Genomic DNA, 16,220 nt, shown 5'->3' with positions numbered 1-16,220 from the left:
CACCGACCGGAGACGGGGTCACGGATCCGGTCCGGCGCGGTGGGAGCCGGGCCGGTGCGGCACGCGCGTTCCCACACGGCTTCCCCTACGGCGCCCCCGTGATGCCGCGGGGCCCGGGAACACGCCGACTCCGCCTCCTCACATCGGAGCCTGCGGAATGTGGCGCAGAACACGCAAGCCATTGGCGGAAACTTCAGATTCCTCTGACATTCGCGCACGAAGAGTGTGGTATTGAACGCGCGGCGTACCGAGAGAATGGCCGGACCCGGTCATCTCCTGGGCCTTCCTTTAGGCTTCCGATGTGGGACCAGCGCATCCGGACCGGCGCACCGTCGTTCTCGGTGCCCTGGCGGTGGCCCTGACCGCGTGCAGCCGTCGGGGACATCCGCCCTACCCGGAACTCGTCCTGGCCACCGGCCCGCCCGGCGCGGTGTTCCGTGAGATCGGCGGCGCACTCGCCGACGAGTTGCACGCCGCGCTGCCCGAGACCGCGATCACCGTGCTGGCCACCAGCGCTTCCGCGGAGAACCTGCGGCTCCTCGACGACGAACGCGCCCACCTCGCCATCTCCAGCCTGGACGCGGCCACCAGCGACGCCCGTGACGTCACCGCCATCGCCCGCCTCTACGACAGCTACATGCACCTCATCGTGCGCGAGGACTCCGAGATCACCGCCTTCGGCGACCTGGCCGGCAGCCGGGTCTCCTTCGGCGCGGCCGGTTCCGGGACCGAATACACCATGCTGCGCCTGTCCGAACAGGCCGGCCTCGACGTGGACGACGTACGCCTGGACCAGGCGGCCTCCGCACGGGCGCTGGGGAAGGGCGACATCGACGCGATGTTCTCCCTGACCGGCATCCCCACCCCCGCCATCACCGACCTCCTCCGCCGCCACCCGCTGCGCTGCATCCCGCTGGACCGCCAGGCGGACCGGCTCGCCGACGCCTACCCGAGCGCGTACTACCCGGCCACCATCCCCGCCACGGCCTACCCGGGGCTGCCGCCGTGCCCGACCCTGTCGGTCCCCAACGTCCTGCTGGCCCGCCGCGACGTCCCCGCCGACGTGGTGCGGACGATCACCGACACCGTCTTCACGCAGGCCGACGCGATCGCCGCCCGACGCCCCGAAGCCGCCCAGATCAACGTCCGGACCGGCATCGCCACCGGCCCCATTCCCCTCCACCCGGGCGCCGCGGCCTGGTACCGCGACCAGAAGGTCTGACCCGCCCCGCCCTACCGCCACGCGTCCGGTGGGTCCCCGTCCGTGCGGCGGGGACCGTCCTCGTCGGCGGCATCCTCCTGCACCGGGGGCGCGAGCGGCAGCCGAACCACCACGTCCAGCCCGCGACCGGTCCGGTCCGGTCGCAGGAGGCCGGAGTCCAGGCGCAGTTCGCCGCCGGCTCCGCGGACCAGGTCGGCGCAGATGGCCAGGCCGAGCCCGGTGCCCTCGACGTTCTGGTGTTTGGCCGCGCGCCAGAAGCGGCGCAGGGCCTCGGCGCGCTCGGCCTCCGTCAGCCCGACGCCGTCGTCGGCCACGTGCAGTTCGACCACGGCCGGCGGATCCGAGGCGCCGTCGGTCCCGGCCGCACGCCCCGCGACCCGCAGCTCCACCCTCGTGCCTCCGGACAACCGCGTCGCGTTGCTCATCAACTCGTCGAGCACGCTGCCCAGCCCGCCGGGCGGCGCCATCAGCCGCAGTCCGTCCGGCGCCCGCGTCTCGACCGCGATTCCCCGCTGTTCACCGAGCACCCGCCAGCGCTCGGCATGGGCGTCGAGCACGGTGTCCAGCTCCACCGGTTCGGCTCCGCTGAGGCTCTCCATCCGCGTCATGGCCAGGAGGGAGTTCAGCATCCGGTGCATCGACATGGCCTCCTCCACCGCGTCCCGGTGCGCCGCGCGGGCGTCCGGGCCGCTCAGGAAGGGGGCCAGGTTCTCCACCGCCAGTCGCAGGCTCGCCAGCGGGTTGCGTAGCTGGTGGGAGGCGTCGGACACGAAGGCCCGCTGCCGTTCGACGGCCTTCTGCACCGCATCCACCATCGCGTTGAACGACCCCGCCAGTCGGCGCAGCTCCGGCGGCCCGCCCGCGGCATCCGCCCGCACCGACAGGTCCCCCTGGGCGACGGCGGCCGTGGCGTCGTCGAGCCGCTGCACCGGCCGCAGCACCCACCGCGACAGCGGCCAGGCGGCCGCGGCGAGCCCCGCCAGCGGCACCAGGCTCAGCAGCGACAGCCATGCCCAGTCGGCCAGGATCGCCGTGCGCAGCCGGTCGGTCGGCGACACCAGCACCACGACACCGGCGACTTCGGCATCACGGCCGATGGGTTCGGCCAGGACCAGTGGGTCGGACCGCCACGGCCACACCGCCGTGGGCGGTTCGGGGCGGAACCCGCCGAACGCCGGCGCCATCACCTGCCGCGCGCGGTCGTCGCCCAGCAGCCGGTCGGCATCCTCCGGGGGAGCCGACGCCGCCACGATCTCACCGGCCTGGTCGACCACGGCGACATCGGTTCCGTACAGCTCCGCGTACCGCTTCAGCTCGCTGTCCAACGCGTCGAGCCGCCCGGTGCGCATGGCGGTGTCGCCGAGCGAGGCGAACCGGCCGACGTCGCTGAGCCGGTCGACGTAGACCTCCTGGGTCGCCCTCTGTGCCATGACCGTCCCCAGCGGCAGGGACAGCGCCGCCACCAGCAGGAACGCCAGCGGCACCAGGATGACCAGCAGCCGTCGCAGCACCGGCTACGCCGAACCCGACGCAGGCACCAGGCGGTAGCCGACCCCGCGCACCGTCAGGATGCGCACGCCGCCGGTGAGTTTGGCGCGCAGGGCGGCGATGTGGGTGTCGAGGGTGCGGGAGGAGGACTCCCACGCCGACCCCCACACCTGGTCGAGGATGGCCTCGCGGCTCACGACCGCCGGGGCGCGCACAGCGAGCAGCGCGAGCAGGTCGAACTCCTTGCGGGTGAGGGAGAGCGAGGTGCCGGCGAGGTCGGCCTGGCGGGCGCCGACGTCCACGGTGAGGTCGCCCAGGCGCAGTGGCGGAGCATCGCCCCCGGCCCCGGCGCGGGCGCTGCGGGTGCGCCGCAGCACCGCGTCGATGCGGGCCAGGAGCTCGGCGATGCCGAAGGGCTTGACGACGTAGTCGTCGGCGCCGCTGCGGAGCCCTCGGACACGCTCGCGCTCCTCGGCGCGGGCGGTGACGGCGATGACCGCCGTCTGGGGGCGGTCGCGCAGGCGGCGGAGCACATCGATGCCGTCGGCGTCGGGAAGGCCGAGGTCGAGCAGGACGACGTCGGCCGCGGGGGCGCGCATCGCCGCCTCGGCGGTCGCCACCCGGGTGACGTCATAGGAAGCGTTGCGGAGCGCGGTGACCAAGCCGCGGGCCACCCGGTCGTCGTCCTCCACCACCAGAATGCGCATGATTGCTCATCGTAGAACGGGGCGGTCGGCGCCCCGGGGCCGACCGTCGGGCCGCAGCTCCCGCCAGAGTCGGACGGGTGCCGCGACCGGGCTCGGGGACCCGCCCGGACGGCCCGGTGAGCGGCACCGCCCTGTTCGTACGGCCGGGTCCCCGGGGCGTGTTCGGCGGATCGAATCCTCACTCCCGGCCCCGGACGGCCGCTCACCGACCGGACGGCATCCGCCGAACACGTCCTAATTCCACATGCGGCGCATCGTCCAGTCGGCGGTGGCGGTGTCGAGCGTGATGTCGGCGATCGTGGGCTCGCCGCGGTCCGATTCGGCGGCGACCCGCACCAGGCGGATGTCGGCATCGGGAGTCCCGGGAGCGGAGTTCCAGGTGCCGATGACGCGGCGGACCCGGAACATCCGGCCGCGCCAGGAGAAGAGGGCGGGGTGCCCGCCCGTGGACGATCTGACGTCGATCCGTTCGTTGTAGAGACTCACCAGGCCATTCTATCGAACACACGTTCGACGTGGAGGCAGGTCGACGGCGGAGTCCGGTGACTCTCACCCTAGGGGCGCGCAGGGGAGCGGATGGGTGGGCCACGCGGGACGTTCGCCCACGCGCCGGCATCGACCTGCGAGAACGCAAGAACGAGTCGATCATCACCGCTGCGCCCCCGGCGTGTCGGGCGGGTGGCCCGGTCCCACCGGACCGCCCGATGCGGCGAGACCGACCGGCCGGTCTACCTATCCTGGAAGTGGCTGGTCAGGACGATGGGGAGACGGGGCGACGCATGGGGAAGCCGCAGGACGGGCGCCCGGAGGACGGCGGAGGCCGCTCCGCCGCGAAGGAGCAGGGCGCGCGGCAGTCCCACCCCGACTCGGTCCCCGACCGCCTGCTGTCCGTCGCCACCCGACTGTTCGCCGAGCGCGGCTATGAGCGCACCTCCGTTCGGGAGATCGTCGAGGCGGCCGGGGTCACCAAGGGCGCGATGTACCACTACTACGCGTCCAAGGACGACCTGCTGTTCGCCGTCTACCAGCGGGTTCTCGCCATGCAGACGCGTCGGTTGGAGGAGTTGGCGGAAGCGGAGGGGCCGATCGAGGAGCGCCTGCGGGCGGCGGCGGCCGACGTCGTCCACACCACTGTGGAAAATCTGGAAGACACCGTCATCTTCCAGCGGTCGCTGCACATGCTCTCCCCGGAGCGGCAGAGCGAGGTACGCAAGGAGCGGCGCCGCTACCACGAGCGGTTCCGCGACATGATCGAGGAGGGGCGGCAGAGCGGCGCCTTCCGCACCGACATCCCGGCCGACATCGTCGTCACCCAGTACTTCGGCGCCGTCCACCACCTGGGCATGTGGTACCGCCCGGACGGCGAGCTCAGCGGCGCCGCCGTCGGCGCGCACTTCGCCGACCTGCTGCTGCAGAGCCTGCGGCCGTAGAGCGGCCGATTCGGTTCAGGGGCGCTCGTACCTGCGCAGCTCCTCGGCGAGAAGGTCGAGGAAAGCGTCGACCTGTGCGGGGTCGTACCCGGGCCGGGCACGCGTGGTGCCGAACTTGACCCGCTCCACCTGCGTCGGGGTGAGCAGGGCGCGCTCGGGCCGCCCGTTGATGAGCGCCTCCAGGGTGACCTCGGCGCTGTCCAGGAAGTCGTCGACCTCCTGCTCGTTGTAGCCGGTCGTCAGCCGGGTCGTGGAGAACTGCTTGCGGCGGACGTCCTGTGGTGTCATCCGCGGCGGCTCGGTCGGGGTGTCCGCGTACACGCTCGGTGTCCCGGGCGGCGGGTACGGGGAGCCCGGCGGGGACGGCGGCCTGGGCGCATGGGGCACGACGTGGGGCGACGGCGGCTGCGGGTACTGTCCGCCAGGAGTCGCCGCTGCGGCCGCACGGCTGCTCATCCCGCGGGCACGCAGGTCGGCGACGATGACGTCGAGGAAGTCGTCGACTTCGTCCTCGTTGTAGCCGGGACTCAGCCGGGTGCTGCGGAACCGGGAGCCCTCGACCTCCTCCGCCGTAATCGGCGGCCCGGTACGGGGGCCGCCCTCCAGCGCCACGAGCGTGGCCTCGACGCGGTCCAGGAGCGCGTCGACGTCCTCTTCGTTGTATCCAGGACGAAAACGCACCACATGGAACCGCTTGTTGCGGATGTCCGCAGGTGTCAGAGCCATGTACCTATTGTGCAGGCTTCACCTGATCAGCGCCTTAGAGCGAACCGCCCGGGCGTGCTGCAGCGTCGAGTTCGTTCGCGAGATGGTCGATCCAGAGCGAGACCTGCCGCTTGTCGTAACCACGGAACACGACGTCGAAGCCGTCGGCACGGGCGCGCAGTTCCTCCCCGGTGAGGGCGGTGGCCTGGGGGTTTCCGTTCTGCACGGCCTCGACACCGGTCACCGCATCGGTGATGGTCTCCACGACCTGGTCGCGGGCATAGCCGCGCAGAGCGACCTTGAACGTGACGTCGTCCATCCCCGGGGCGAAGGGCTGGGACCCGCCCTCCAAACGCTGGGCCAGGGTTTCGACCATCCAGTTGACCTGGCCGCGGTCGTATCCGCGCAGCACGACATCGAAGTCGTTGGCGCGGGAGCGCAGGTCGTCGGCGGTGAGGCCGGAGTCGTTCGAGTTTCCTGCCTCAAGCGCCTCGATGCTGGTGTGCGCCTCGGTGAAGAGGCCGATGACCTGGTCGCGGTCGTATCCGCGCATCACGACGTCGAACTCGACGGCGTCCGGCGGAATGTCGGGGACGAAGGGGGTGGAGGACATCCCGCTATCCTGCCCAACACCGTCCCGGAGGGATCGGCCGGGTGGCGGGTGTCAGTCGCGCCGCAGGTAGCGGGAGATCCCGTCGGCGACCGCCGCGGCCGCCTCCTCGCGCCACTCCCCGTCCGTCAGCTTCGCGGCGTCGGACGCGTTGCGCAGGTTGCCGGCCTCCAAGAACACCTTCGGCACCGTGGAGAGGTTGAGACCGCCGAGATCGGTGCGCTCGTCCAGGCCGTCGGTGGCGAGGTAGTCGGCGTACGGCATCCCCGACCCCTCGCGGTAGGCGGCGCGCACCTCCTCGGCCAGTCGCCGCGACGGCTCGACGATGTCCTCGGTGTAGCCCTCCACCTTTCCCGGGGTGATGAGGTGGAAGCCGCGCCCTCCCGACGGGCCGCCGTCGGCGTGGATCGAGATGGCGGCGTCGGCTTCGGCGGCGTTGCCGATTCGCGCCCGCTCGTCGATACAGGGGCCGACGCCTTCGTCGTCGTCGCGGGTGAGGACGACGGTGGCCCCGTCCGCTTCCAGCCGCTCGGCCAGCCGCTGAGAGAAGTCCCAGGTGAACGCGTGTTCGGCATAGCCATCGTCGGTCTCAGAACCGACGGTGTCGCACTCCTTCTTCGACGGCCCGGCGGGGACGAGCCTGTTGATCTCGTCGGGAGCGTCGGCGTTGCCCCCGTTGTGGCCCGGGTCGATGACGACGGTCATGCCGTTGAGCGGCCCCGCCGCGGCGTTCCTGCCGTCGTCCGAGTCCGGGGCATCGTCCTCCGGGGTGGCGTTCCCGATCTCGCCGCCCGGCTTGCGGTCGCCGGTGCCGTCGGCGATGTGCGGCTCGGGCCGACCTTCCAGGGCGACCGCGCTGCATGCGGTGGCGGCGAGCACGGTGATCCCGGCCACCGCGGCGAGTGAGACGCGGCGCGCCCGCGGCGTCGATTCGGGTGCGGCCTGGCCGTTACGCGTGGTCGTCAACGGGGTCCTCGGGTCGGCGGGGGCTGGATTTCCACCACAACCTAGCGGTTCGTCGACCCGATCTCGGGAACATCTCTCGGCGGAGTCGCGTCATATCTTGACGTCCGGGGCAGGGTGTCCGGGATCGGGATCGGCGATGTCCCGAGGTGAGAAGGGGGAGAGGTCGTGCGCAGAAGCAATCGCGCCGCAGCCGGCGCCGCAGCGTGGCGGATCGTGCAGGAGGGGGCGAAGCCCGGCAAACCATCGGTGGCCGCGCGCGCCGGAGCGATCCCGCGGATGGTCGGAAACCGGCTCCGCGGCCGGTACACCGAACTTCCGGCGTCGCGACTCTTGCTGTTCCTCGCCGCGGTCGCCTACATCGTGTCCCCGATCGACCTCGTCCCGGAGCTGTTCATCCCGATCCTCGGCTACGCCGACGACATCGGCGTCGCACTGTGGCTCACGTCGAGCCTGATGGGGGAGACCGAGCGCTACCTGGAATGGGAGGAGGGCTCGACGCCCTACGTCCAGGGCCGCGTCGTCGGCTGACATCCGCCCGCGCCGGACCTCGCCGCGGGGCCGCGAAGCCCGACGCGTATCGTTCCTAATTGCAAATCGTTCGCAATTAGTGGGGAAACATGAAGAGGTCCCGATCCCTCCTCGCCCTGGGCGCGTCCGTCATCCTCCTCTCCACCGCCTGTACCGGTGGAGACCCCGAGGACGGAGCCGGGGGCGACATCCTCACCTACGCCTTGGGCGACGAACCCGACGTGCTGAACCCCGCCCTGGTCGACGAGCACCTCGACCCCGTCACGGAGATGGTCTTCCGCGGCCTGACCGCGCACGACGCGGACGGCGAGATCGTCCCGGCCCTGGCCGAGAGCTGGAAGATCAGCGACGACGAGCAGACCTACACCTTCACCCTCCGCGACGGGGTGACATGGCACGACGGCGAGCCCTTCACCGCCGACGACGTCGTCTTCACCGTCGAGGGGATCCGCGACGGCGGCCTCGTCACCAGCAACAAGTTCGCCAACGTCGAGAACGTCACGGCCGACGACGACCACAACGTCACCGTCGAGCTCAGCGAACCCACCCCGGCGCTTCTGGACACCCTCTCCAGCGGGATCCTGCCGAAGCACATCCTCGCCGACACCGGGATCGACGACCCCGACTTCAACGAGCACCCCATCGGCACCGGCCCGTTCGAACTGGACACTTGGAAGCGGCACGAGTACGCCTCGCTGAGCGCCTTCGACGACTACTACGGGGGCGAGCCGGGCCTCGACGGCATCACCATCTCCTACGTCCCCGACGCCGCCACCCGGCTGATCCGGCTGAAGAACGGCGAGATCGACGCCGCCTACCTGGAGCCGCAGCAGGCCAAGGAGTTCTCGGACGACAACGGAGGCGACGACGGCATCGCGGTCAAGGTGTGGCCCACGGCCGACTACCGGGCGATCATGTTCAACATGACCGACGACCGGTTCGAGGACCCGGCGCTCCGCCAGGCGATGAACTACGCCGTCGACCGCGACGCCATCATCAAGAGCGTCCAGCACGGGTACGGCTCCCCGGCCACCGGGCCCCTCGACAAGAGCCCGTTCCACGCCGACATCGCCGACTACTCCTTCTCCCCCGAACGGGTCGAGGAGATCATGACCGACGCCGGCTACGAGAAGAACGACGACGACATCTGGGCCAAGGACGGCGAGCCCGTCTCCTTCGACCTCACCACCTTCGCCGAGGACGGCCTGCGCGCCTCCATGATCGAAGTGCTCGCCACCCAGCTCCGTGACCAGGGCTTCGACGTGACCGCGGACCCGGAACCGAGGGACGCGGTGAAGTGGGAGGAGCTGGAGACCTTCCTCATCGGGTGGGGCACCCCCTACGACCCGGACGGCTCGCTCTACGGGCCGTTCCACTCCAGTGAGGCCCTGGCCGAGGACGGCTCCAACCTCGGCAGCTACGCCGACGACGCCGTCGACAAGGCGCTGGAGGAAGGGCGCGGCACCAGCGACGAGGAGACGCGGGAGAAGGCCTACACCGACTTCCAGAAGGCCATCGTCGACGACCCGCCGTTCGTGTTCGTCTCCTACCTGGAAGCGATCAACGCCGTTCCGTCGAACCTGGAGGGGCTACAGGAACGCACCCTCGCCCACCACGGCTACGGCTTCTTCGCCCATGCCGAAGACTGGACGTTCGCCGACAAGTAGGAACAGCGGATGGGGGCGACTCCCGGCTCGCCCCCATCCGTCACCCCATCGCCCCTGGCGCAGTACGGGCACGCCACCAGGAGGAGCGCCATCACCCGGTTCATCATCCGGCGGATCACCGCCGCGGTCATGGTCACCGCCGCGCTGTCCGTACTCTGCTTCGTCCTGCTCGACCTCGCCCCCGGCGACCCCGCGCGCCAGGTCCTGGAAGCCCGCAGCGGTGGACGCCCGGTCAGCGAAGCCGCCATCGCGGCGCAACGGGACGTCATGGGGCTGAACGAACCGATGCCGGTCCGCTACGCCGAGTGGGTCGGCGGAGCCCTGCGGGGCGACCTCGGGTACTCCTACATGACCGGCCGGCCCGTGGCCGACGCGATCGCCGACGCCCTGCCGTGGACCCTGCTGCTCACCGCCGTCGCGACGGTCTGCAGCCTCATCGGCGCGATCGCGATCGGCCTGGTCGCCGGGCTGACCCGCAGCGCCGCGCTGCGCCGCACGATCCAACTCGCCATGTTCGCCCTGGGGGGTATCCCCGGGTTCGTCGGCGCGCTGCTGCTTCTGTTCGTCTTCTCCGTCTGGCTGGGCTGGTTCCCCTCAGGCGGCATCGGGAAGCCGGGACAGCAGCCCAGCCCCGCCATCGTCGCGGCCTCGGTGACACTGCCCGCGTTGGCACTGACGTTCGGACACCACTTCGGTGTCTACGTGCGACTGGTGGAGACAGGGGTCGCACGGGTGCGCGGATCCCCCCACGTTCTCAACGCCGAGGCGCGCGGCCTGCCGACATGGACGGTGCGAATCCGGCACATCCTCCGCCCCGGACTCGTCCCCTTCGCCGCGCGCTTCGGCACCGGCGTCGCCCAGCTCCTCGCGGGGGCGTACGCCATCGAGCTCGTCTACGCATGGCCGGGGCTGGGCCGACTCGCCCTCGATGCGGCTCAGACCAAGGACTACCCGGTTCTACTCGCGGTCGTGCTGATCACCGGGGGCATCGTGGTGATCGCGAACCTCATCGGCGAGATCGCCACCGCCCGCCTGGATCCCAGGATCCGCCTCACCCGTGATGATCCCCGGAACCTGTCCGGGGCCCCACAGAGCTGATCCCGGCCGCAGGACCTGCGCCTTCGGGCGGTGAGAGCCGCGGGTGTCTCAGCTCACCCGCCCTCAAGTTGGTGTTCGAGCGGGGGCTGACTATAGTTGTCCGAGTCGCCTTGAAGCGGTCGGGTTCTCCCGCCGCCCCGGGGCGGCGGTCTTCTCTCCGGTCGCTCCTGGGCCCCTGGCCTGGTGGTGGCGGCCGCGTCCGCAGGGTTCGAAGCACAAGATCCGACCGGCATACTTCTGTGTGCCCGGTGGTCTTCTGCGGGGAAATCCCTCGGGGGCGGTTTATCGGGGTCGGGATGCGGAAAGCCCGCCGGTTTGGCGGTTCCGGGCCCACCTGATAAAGTGAAGACACAACAAAGCGGAAAGCACCGCCTCTACAGAAAAGCCTGATCAGGATCGTTTGCGGATCGGCTTGTATGGGATGAGCGGTTGTTTCTTGAGAACTCAACAGCGCGTGTTTGTTTTTCTTTCAGCCAAGTTTGTTTTGGCCCCTTAGAGCACACGGATGCCTTGCGGTGTCCGGTTGGTGCTCGGGGTTCCTTTGATTGGCCAGGGTGATACCTGGTCGGTCAGGGTTATCTCTTCCAGGTTTACCGCCGCGCCCTCGGGTGCGTGCGGTTGTTTGACCTTTGATGGAGAGTTTGATCCTGGCTCAGGACGAACGCTGGCGGCGTGCTTAACACATGCAAGTCGAGCGGTAAGGCCCTTTCGGGGGTACACGAGCGGCGAACGGGTGAGTAACACGTGAGTAACCTGCCCCTGACTCCGGGATAAGCCGTGGAAACGCGGTCTAATACCGGATACGACGCCCCTCCGCATGGTGGGGTGTGGAAAGTTGTTTCGGTTGGGGATGGACTCGCGGCCTATCAGCTTGTTGGTGGGGTAACGGCCTACCAAGGCGATTACGGGTAGCCGGCCTGAGAGGGCGACCGGCCACACTGGGACTGAGACACGGCCCAGACTCCTGCGGGAGGCAGCAGTGGGGAATATTGCGCAATGGGCGGAAGCCTGACGCAGCGACGCCGCGTGGGGGATGACGGCCTTCGGGTTGTAAACCTCTTTTACCACTCACGCAGGCCCGGGGTTTTCTTCGGGTTGACGGTAGGTGGGGAATAAGGACCGGCTAACTACGTGCCAGCAGCCGCGGTAATACGTAGGGTCCGAGCGTTGTCCGGAATTATTGGGCGTAAAGAGCTCGTAGGCGGTGTGTCGCGTCTGCTGTGAAAGGCTGGGGCTCAACCCTGGTTTTGCAGTGGATACGGGCATGCTAGAGGTAGGTAGGGGAGACTGGAATTCCTGGTGTAGCGGTGAAATGCGCAGATATCAGGAGGAACACCGGTGGCGAAGGCGGGTCTCTGGGCCTTACCTGACGCTGAGGAGCGAAAGCGTGGGGAGCGAACAGGATTAGATACCCTGGTAGTCCACGCCGTAAACGTTGGGCGCTAGGTGTGGGGGCTTTCCACGGTTCCCGTGCCGTAGCTAACGCATTAAGCGCCCCGCCTGGGGAGTACGGCCGCAAGGCTAAAACTCAAAGGAATTGACGGGGGCCCGCACAAGCGGCGGAGCATGTTGCTTAATTCGACGCAACGCGAAGAACCTTACCAAGGTTTGACATCACCGGTAATCCGTTAGAGATAGCGGGTCCTTCGGGGATCGGTGACAGGTGGTGCATGGCTGTCGTCAGCTCGTGTCGTGAGATGTTGGGTTAAGTCCCGCAACGAGCGCAACCCTTGTTCCATGTTGCCAGCACGTAGTGGTGGGGACTCATGGGAGACTGCCGGGGTCAACTCGGAGGAAGGTGGGGATGACGTCAAGTCATCATGCCCCTTATGTCTTGGGCTGCAAACATGCTACAATGGCCGGTACAGTGGGCGTGCGATGCCGTGAGGCGGAGCGAATCCCTAAAAGCCGGTCTCAGTTCGGATTGGGGTCTGCAACTCGACCCCATGAAGGTGGAGTCGCTAGTAATCGCGGATCAGCATTGCCGCGGTGAATACGTTCCCGGGCCTTGTACACACCGCCCGTCACGTCATGAAAGTCGGCAACACCCGAAACCTGTGGCCTAACCCCTTGTGGGAGGGAGTGGGTGAAGGTGGGGCTGGCGATTGGGACGAAGTCGTAACAAGGTAGCCGTACCGGAAGGTGCGGCTGGATCACCTCCTTTCTAAGGAGTCTTTGATAGCCGACGGTTCCTGCGTTCGCAGGGTTTTTCCGATTGGTCGGCGGACTCGGAAGTGGACCCGGGTTCCTGGTCTGGTTTTTCTGGACCGGGGTTGCCTGGGATGGCTGGGTTTTGAGAAGCAAACGTCCTGCACCGTTTGGAAGAGGGGTGTGGGCGCGCTGTTGGGTGTCTGAGGGAGCGACCGTGTGGTTGTCTTCCCGCTGCCACCCCGATGAAGACCCGGGTTGCGGTCGTCCTGCTTGTTCGCTGGTTGTTGGCCGGTGGAGTTGGTGGGAGGTTCCGGCTGCTGCTGTCTGGTGTTGTGGTTGGGTGTGTGGCTGGTGTTTTGATTCGTGGATAGTGTGCGCGAGCATCTTGTATCTGTGGTGGCCAAGTATGTGTGGCATACGGTGGATGCCTTGGCACCAGGCGCCGATGAAGGACGTGGGAGGCCGCGATAGGCCGCGGGGAGCTGTCAACCGAGCGTTGATCCGCGGGTGTCCGAATGGGGAAACCTAGCCCGAGTTGTGTCGGGTTGCCGCCGCCTGAATGTATAGGGCGGTTGGTGGTAACGCGGGGAAGTGAAACATCTCAGTACCCGCAGGAAGAGAAAACAATATGTGATTCCCTGAGTAGTGGTGAGCGAAAGGGGATGTTGGCTAAACCGTGCGCGTGTGATAGACGGCAGTTGTTGCGTGTGCGGGGTTGTGGGATGTGCCTGTTCAGGTCTGCCGGCCTGGGGTGGTTGTGTGTTCTGTTAGCTGAATCCGTTGGGAAGCGGTACCGGAGTGGGTGAGAGTCCCGTAGGTGAAGGCAGAGCACTGGCTGCTGGGCATGCTCCCGAGTAGCGCGGAGCCCGTGAAATTCCGTGTGAATCTGGCAGGACCACCTGCTAAGCCTGAATACGTCCTGGTGACCGATAGTGCACTAGTACCGTGAGGGAAAGGTGAAAAGTGCCCCGGTGAGGGGTCGTGAAATAGTACCTGAAACCGTGTGCTGTCAAGCCGTCAGAGCCTGTGCTTTTGTGTGGGTGATGGCGTGCCTTTTGAAGAATGAGCCTGCGAGTTATGGTGTGTGGCGAGGTTAACCCGGGTGGGGTAGCCGTAGCGAAAGCGAGTCTGAATAGGGCGTTTGAGTCGCATGCTGTAGACCCGAAGCGGAGTGATCTACCCATGGCCAGGGTGAAGCGGCTGTAAGAGGTCGTGGAGGCCCGAACCCACCAGGGTTGAAAACCTGGGGGATGAGCTGTGGGTAGGGGTGAAAGGCCAATCAAACTCCGTGATAGCTGGTTCTCCCCGAAATGCATTTAGGTGCAGCGTTGCGTGTTGCTTGCCGGAGGTAGAGCGACTGGTTGGCTGATGGGCCCGACAAGGTTACTGAGGTCAGCTAAACTCCGAATGCCGGTTAAGTTGAGCGTGGCAGTGAGACTGCGGGGGATAAGCTTCGTAGTCGAGAGGGAAACAGCCCAGATCATCAGCTAAGGCCCCTAAGCGTGTGCTAAGTGGGAAAGGTTGTGGAGTTGCTGAGACAACCAGGAGGTTGGCTTAGAAGCAGCCATCCTTTAAAGAGTGCGTAATAGCTCACTGGTCAAGTGGTTCTGCGCCGATAATGTAGCGGGGCTTAAGCACACCGCCGAAGCTGTGGAGCCGGTGCCTTTGGGTGCTGGTTGGTAGGGGAGCGTCGTGCATCCGGTGAAGCTGCCGAGTGATCGTGTGGTGGAGGGTGTGCGAGTGAGAATGCAGGCATGAGTAGCGAGACACACGTGAGAAACGTGTGCGCCGATTGACTAAGGGTTCCTGGGGCAGGTTAATCCGCCCAGGGTGAGTCGGGGCCTAAGGCGAGGCCGACAGGCGTAGTCGATGGATAACGGGTTGATATTCCCGTACCCGTTCGCACGCGTCCAGTATCGAATCCTTTGATGCTAACCACCACTGAAGCGGTTTTTCACCTTCGGGTGTTTTTCCGTGGAGGCGTGGGACCCAGGAGGGTAGTAGGTAAGTGATGGGGTGACGCAGTGGGGTAGCTCTACCGGGCGGTGGTTGTCCCGGGATAAGCGTGTAGCCCGAGAGGTAGGTAAATCCGTCTCTCGTTATGTGGGTGAGGCGTGATGTCGAGCCGTTTTTGGTGAAGTGAGTGATCCCGTGCTGTCGAGAAAAGCCTCTAGCGAGTGTGTGGGCGGCCCGTACCCTAAACCGACGCAGGTGGTCAGGTAGAGAATACCGAGGCGTTCGGGTGAACCATGGTTAAGGAACTCGGCAAATTGTCCCCGTAACTTTGGGAGAAGGGGAGCCCTGTCTGGTGAAGGAGTTTTCCTCTGGAGCTGGGTGGGGTCGCAGATAGCAGGGGGAAGCGACTGTTTATTAAAAACACAGGTCCGTGCGAAGTCGTAAGACGCTGTATACGGACTGACGCCTGCCCGGTGCTGGAACGTTAAGAGGACCGGTTAGATTCCTTTCGGGGGTCGAGGCTGGGAATCTAAGCGCCAGTAAACGGCGGTGGTAACTATAACCATCCTAAGGTAGCGAAATTCCTTGTCGGGTAAGTTCCGACCTGCACGAATGGCGTAACGACTTCCCCGCTGTCTCAACCATGGGCCCGGTGAAATTGCACTACGAGTAAAGATGCTCGTTTCGCGCAGCAGGACGGAAAGACCCCGGGACCTTCACTATAGCTTGACATTGGTGTTTGGGATGGTTTGTGTAGGATAGGTGGGAGCCTGTGAGGCCGCTACGCTAGTGGTGGTGGAGGCGTTGGTGAAATACCACTCTGGCTGTTTCGGGCATCTAACCCGCACCCGTGATCCGGGTGGGGGACAGTGTCTGGTGGGTAGTTTAACTGGGGCGGTTGCCTCCTAAAGGGTAACGGAGGCGCCCAAAGGTTCCCTCGGCCTGGTTGGCAATCAGGTGTTGAGTGTAAGTGCACAAGGGAGCTTGACTGTGAGACGGACGTGTCGAGCAGGTGCGAAAGCAGGGACTAGTGATCCGGCACCGGCGTGTGGAAGCGGTGTCGCTCAACGGCTAAAAGGTACCCCGGGGATAACAGGCTGATCTTCCCCAAGAGTCCGTATCGACGGGATGGTTTGGCACCTCGATGTCGGCTCGTCGCATCCTGGGGCTGGAGTTGGTCCCAAGGGTTGGGCTGTTCGCCCATTAAAGCGGCACGCGAGCTGGGTTTAGAACGTCGTGAGACAGTTCGGTCCCTATCCGCTGTGCGCGTTGGAGACTTGTGAAGGGCTGTCCCTAGTACGAGAGGACCGGGACGGACGAACCTCTGGTGTGCCAGTTGTTCCGCCAGGAGCATGGCTGGTTGGCTACGTTCGGGAGGGATAACCGCTGAAAGCATCTAAGTGGGAAGCCTGCTTCGAGATGAGGTCTCCCGCCCCTGTGAAGGGGGTAAGGCTCCCAGTAGACGACTGGGTTGATAGGCCGGGTGTGGAAGCCTTGTGAGGGGTGGAGCTGACCGGTACTAATCGGCCGAGGGCTTGTCCACCGCAGATGCTGGGTGCTCGCGCACACTATCGACTTCTTTCACCGCTTGTGGGTGGTGGGGTGGTTGGCGAAGATCGCACACGAATCGTTTGTTTTTTCATATTGTGCCGCTGTTGCGGCCCTGGTTTTCCACGCTGGCGGGGTTGTTCC

The 16,220-nt window shown here is 66.7% G+C and carries 11 protein-coding genes and 2 rRNA genes; 7 read left to right on the top strand and 6 right to left on the bottom strand.

Features of this window, described 5'->3' with window-relative positions:
- Nucleotides 1-301: 301 nt before the first annotated feature.
- On the top strand, nucleotides 302-1,222 hold the full coding sequence (locus tag HNR23_RS20050; protein ID WP_343070630.1) for a TAXI family TRAP transporter solute-binding subunit: 921 nt from the start codon (nucleotides 302-304) through the stop codon (nucleotides 1,220-1,222).
- An 11-nt stretch (nucleotides 1,223-1,233) separates the two neighbouring features.
- Here HNR23_RS20050 and HNR23_RS20045 read toward each other — a convergent pair whose 3' ends face one another.
- The 3 genes from HNR23_RS20045 to HNR23_RS20035 all read right to left on the bottom strand — a co-directional run bounded on the left by HNR23_RS20045 (nucleotide 1,234) and on the right by HNR23_RS20035 (nucleotide 3,903).
- Nucleotides 1,234-2,733: an ATP-binding protein gene (locus HNR23_RS20045; protein WP_184077686.1), complete on the bottom strand. Its 1,500-nt coding sequence runs from the start codon at nucleotides 2,731-2,733 to the stop codon at nucleotides 1,234-1,236.
- Between the two features lie 3 nt (nucleotides 2,734-2,736).
- Complete coding sequence (locus HNR23_RS20040; RefSeq protein ID WP_184077684.1) at nucleotides 2,737-3,417, bottom strand: response regulator transcription factor; 681 nt, start codon at nucleotides 3,415-3,417, stop codon at nucleotides 2,737-2,739.
- Between the two features lie 234 nt (nucleotides 3,418-3,651).
- The gene (locus HNR23_RS20035; RefSeq protein ID WP_184077682.1) at nucleotides 3,652-3,903 is read right to left on the bottom strand and encodes a DUF6504 family protein; all 252 of its coding nucleotides are present in this window, start codon (nucleotides 3,901-3,903) and stop codon (nucleotides 3,652-3,654) included.
- A 293-nt stretch (nucleotides 3,904-4,196) separates the two neighbouring features.
- Here HNR23_RS20035 and HNR23_RS20030 point away from each other — a divergent pair, with 293 nt between their 5' ends.
- Nucleotides 4,197-4,847 carry a TetR/AcrR family transcriptional regulator gene (locus tag HNR23_RS20030; protein WP_184077680.1) on the top strand — a complete coding sequence of 217 codons (651 nt, stop codon included), beginning with the start codon at nucleotides 4,197-4,199 and terminating at the stop codon, nucleotides 4,845-4,847.
- A gap of 15 nt (nucleotides 4,848-4,862) precedes the next feature.
- Here the strand turns inward: HNR23_RS20030 and HNR23_RS20025 are convergent, their stop codons facing one another.
- From HNR23_RS20025 to HNR23_RS20015, 3 genes are read right to left on the bottom strand one after another with little or no spacing between them, the layout of a single operon-like run.
- The gene (locus HNR23_RS20025) at nucleotides 4,863-5,573 is read right to left on the bottom strand and encodes a DivIVA domain-containing protein (protein ID WP_184077678.1); all 711 of its coding nucleotides are present in this window, start codon (nucleotides 5,571-5,573) and stop codon (nucleotides 4,863-4,865) included.
- A gap of 34 nt (nucleotides 5,574-5,607) precedes the next feature.
- Complete coding sequence (locus HNR23_RS20020) at nucleotides 5,608-6,165, bottom strand: DivIVA domain-containing protein (protein ID WP_184077676.1); 558 nt, start codon at nucleotides 6,163-6,165, stop codon at nucleotides 5,608-5,610.
- Between the two features lie 51 nt (nucleotides 6,166-6,216).
- On the bottom strand, nucleotides 6,217-7,128 hold the full coding sequence (locus HNR23_RS20015; protein WP_246421812.1) for an N-acetylmuramoyl-L-alanine amidase: 912 nt from the start codon (nucleotides 7,126-7,128) through the stop codon (nucleotides 6,217-6,219).
- 165 nt (nucleotides 7,129-7,293) lie between these two features.
- On the opposite strand from HNR23_RS20015, the gene HNR23_RS20010 reads away from it, so the two are divergent.
- From HNR23_RS20010 to HNR23_RS19990, 5 genes are all read left to right on the top strand, one after another.
- Nucleotides 7,294-7,656 carry a DUF1232 domain-containing protein gene (locus HNR23_RS20010; RefSeq protein ID WP_184077674.1) on the top strand — a complete coding sequence of 121 codons (363 nt, stop codon included), beginning with the start codon at nucleotides 7,294-7,296 and terminating at the stop codon, nucleotides 7,654-7,656.
- A gap of 89 nt (nucleotides 7,657-7,745) precedes the next feature.
- Nucleotides 7,746-9,323 carry an ABC transporter substrate-binding protein gene (locus tag HNR23_RS20005; RefSeq protein WP_184077672.1) on the top strand — a complete coding sequence of 526 codons (1,578 nt, stop codon included), beginning with the start codon at nucleotides 7,746-7,748 and terminating at the stop codon, nucleotides 9,321-9,323.
- Nucleotides 9,324-9,332: 9 nt separating this feature from the next.
- Nucleotides 9,333-10,421, top strand: coding sequence for an ABC transporter permease (locus HNR23_RS20000; protein WP_221308183.1), 1,089 nt, complete (start codon nucleotides 9,333-9,335; stop codon nucleotides 10,419-10,421).
- A 629-nt stretch (nucleotides 10,422-11,050) separates the two neighbouring features.
- Nucleotides 11,051-12,585 (top strand): 16S ribosomal RNA (locus tag HNR23_RS19995).
- A gap of 384 nt (nucleotides 12,586-12,969) precedes the next feature.
- Nucleotides 12,970-16,072, top strand: a 23S ribosomal RNA gene (locus HNR23_RS19990).
- The 16S and 23S rRNA genes sit together here, the layout of an rRNA operon.
- Nucleotides 16,073-16,220 lie beyond the last annotated feature (148 nt).

Source organism: Nocardiopsis mwathae (assembly GCF_014201195.1).
GTDB lineage: Bacteria > Actinomycetota > Actinomycetes > Streptosporangiales > Streptosporangiaceae > Nocardiopsis_C > Nocardiopsis_C mwathae.
Note: the sequence above shows the minus strand (reverse complement) of the source record. Positions and strands in the feature narration are given on the sequence as shown.

What these genes read in the sequence shown, in the direction of transcription:
- HNR23_RS20025 (WP_184077678.1), bottom strand. Translation starts at nt 5,573, where the DNA reads ATGGCTCTGACACCTGCGGACATCCGCAACAAGCGGTTCCATGTGGTG.
- HNR23_RS20005 (WP_184077672.1), top strand. Translation starts at nt 7,746, where the DNA reads ATGAAGAGGTCCCGATCCCTCCTCGCCCTGGGCGCGTCCGTCATCCTC.
- HNR23_RS20040 (WP_184077684.1), bottom strand. Translation starts at nt 3,417, where the DNA reads ATGCGCATTCTGGTGGTGGAGGACGACGACCGGGTGGCCCGCGGCTTG.
- HNR23_RS20000 (WP_221308183.1), top strand. Translation starts at nt 9,333, where the DNA reads ATGGGGGCGACTCCCGGCTCGCCCCCATCCGTCACCCCATCGCCCCTG.
- HNR23_RS20020 (WP_184077676.1), bottom strand. Translation starts at nt 6,165, where the DNA reads ATGTCCTCCACCCCCTTCGTCCCCGACATTCCGCCGGACGCCGTCGAG.
- HNR23_RS20030 (WP_184077680.1), top strand. Translation starts at nt 4,197, where the DNA reads ATGGGGAAGCCGCAGGACGGGCGCCCGGAGGACGGCGGAGGCCGCTCC.